Annotated in this window: 2 protein-coding genes and 1 pseudogene; 2 read left to right on the top strand and 1 reads right to left on the bottom strand. The window is 65.9% G+C overall.

Going from position 1 to position 2,221, the window contains the following annotated elements; genetic code table 11:
* A partial coding sequence (locus ACZ4M5_RS34665; protein ID WP_467743080.1) for a hypothetical protein occupies window positions 1–253 on the top strand: 253 nt, incomplete at its 5' end.
* Between the two features lie 779 nt (window positions 254–1,032).
* A complete protein-coding gene (locus ACZ4M5_RS34660; protein ID WP_467743078.1) occupies window positions 1,033–1,881 on the top strand; it encodes a hypothetical protein in 849 nt (282 codons plus the stop codon).
* A gap of 244 nt (window positions 1,882–2,125) precedes the next feature.
* Here ACZ4M5_RS34660 and ACZ4M5_RS34655 read toward each other — a convergent pair.
* Window positions 2,126–2,221 (bottom strand): annotated as a pseudogene (locus tag ACZ4M5_RS34655) (carbohydrate ABC transporter permease); the annotation flags it as partial.

Raw genomic sequence — 2,221 nt, 5'->3', positions numbered from 1 at the left:
CCGCCATGCCACCACGCCCGAGCACCTGGCCCAGTTCGTACCGGCCGCCGAGGCGACGCGGCTCTTCCATAGCTACCTACCAGCCCTCTCCGTCGAGGAAGTCGCATACTCGCTCGCCACAGGCGTGCCGGGCGAAGACCGCACGCATAGCCTCCGTGATGGTTCCCCGCCCCAGGGCGTCAAGATCATCGGCGCGGTAGGTGGCGAGCGGGACATCGCTCCGGGAACCCCCCACCGAACAGTCATGCATTGATGCAGTGGCCCTCGTCTCCTCGTACGCGGCGGTGATGCACGTCCCTCTGCCGGCAGTCCTCAGTGAGCCTTCGGCCAACCGCCAGCAGACGCCGTCGAACCGGAACACACGCGTAGCCCTGTGGATGCTGTCACCCAGGTGTATCCCGATGTCGTACGCCTCCGTCCTTCCGGGTTCTCGCGCAGCAACCCGACGAAGTACGAGCCCTGCACGGCGAATTCCTCGTCCGCTGACCAGGGTCACCGTAGGAATTCAACTCGGCATCGTGGCCCTGGGTGGGGAGCAGATCTCGCCGTCGGCGGTGGGGTACCAGACCGCGGGCCCCCCGAGCCGTTGTGGTGAGTGAAGCGTTCCGCCCCGGTCCGCTGCAGCGCCGGTCCAGTTCCTCGCGCTCATTCACATACGGTAGCGGCACGTTCGTGTCCCGCCGGTGGCGGTAACGCACCGTGCCACAAAGTGCTCAGCGGAAATGCGCGCTCGCCTCCTACAAGGAATAGCAACGACATCTGATCTCCGCTCTCTGCTCACGGACATTGATCATTTCGCTGCGACAAGCCGTGCGGCCGGGCGTCCCCTTCTCCCCATTGATACCGCTCCGTTTCGTGAACACCCCGCACTGCAAGGTAAGTTCATGCATTCCACCACCGGATCAGGTGCCTTCGGCGTGGACCCTCCAAAACCGATCGCTGTCAGTCCTTCGTGCTCACATGGGTGTCGCGTTCGGCAGGGGCGGCGGGTCCGCCGGCGAACGACGAACGATTTCGAGGAAGGATTTAGCCATGGCAAGGAAGTACCAGCTACTGGCCACCGCCGTATCCGCGGTTGTGGTGCTCGGCGCCGCTGGGTGCTCCGGCGACTCCGGTAGCGACAAGCCGACCAAGAGCAAGGCAAGTTCCGACGCCACCACGGGAGGCGGCACGGACGATGGCACCAAGGACGGCGGCAGGGGCGACGAGGGGGAGCAGACGCCCAACGGCGTGGGGAAGCTCTCTGCGAAGGTGATCCTCGACAAGGCCGTAGCGGCGACCGAGGCTGCGTCGACCATGCGCCTGGTGGTGCCCGGAAGTGTCGATGTGACCATGGACCGGCAGGGCAACTGCGCCGGCACGGTCACCGCCGACTCCCCTCAGCAGGTGCTGCGCAAGAAGAACGAGGTGTGGGCCAAGCCGAAGGACGAGGCCGCCTTCTACGCCAGCGAAGAAGGCAAAGCCCTCCTCGCAGTGGTGCCCGACGCCAAGGGCAAGTACATGAAGGGCAACAAGGACGCGTCGTTCACCGTGGGCCTGCTCTCGCTCTACTGCGAGTTCGGTGACTTCGGCAAGCACCTCAAGGCAAGTTCCGCCGTCAAGGGTGCCACGACGACGGTCGACGGCCGCGCGGCCGTCTCGGTGAAGGTGAGTGCGGGCGAGGACTCCATGACCCTTCACGTCGCTACCGAAGGAAAGCCGTACGTCCTGAAAGCGGCGTCCCGAGCCAAGGACGGTAAAGTCACCGAGATTCTGCTGTCCGACTTCGGAAAGCCCTTCACTCCCCCGGCCACTCCCCCGGCCGCCCAGACCTTCGACGCGTCCAAGGTCGAGCAGGCCATGATGGATTCGGGGGGTACGGGCTTCCGAGGGACTTCCTGACGCATGGCGTCCCGCGGCTCGGCGACCACGGCGGGCCGCGACCGTGCCTCACGACGAGGCGGCATGCTGCCCCTCGCGAGGGGCCACTTCCACTGCGATAACGGCACCCATGGGTGGGTGCGCAGCGTACGGGTCATGGTGGAGATGAAGGACATCGCCCTTCTGCTCGTTCTGCCGACGCTGGGTGGTGTAGCCGTTGAGGATGTCGTGCTCGGAACACCTGCGTCACGGTGGCTCGGCCGGGTTACTTCAGCGCACCCGCCGTCAGCCCCTGCACCACCTGCCGCTGGAAGACGATGTACGCGGCCAGGACCGGCAGCATCGCCATCACCAGGCCCGC

Source organism: Streptomyces sp. NPDC026246 (assembly GCF_055567995.1).
This window is presented reverse-complemented; position numbering and strand designations above follow the sequence as displayed.

Bases quoted from the DNA above. Each gene is read 5' to 3' on its own strand.
- ACZ4M5_RS34660 (WP_467743078.1), top strand. From the start codon at position 1,033: ATGGCAAGGAAGTACCAGCTACTGGCCACCGCCGTATCCGCGGTTGTG.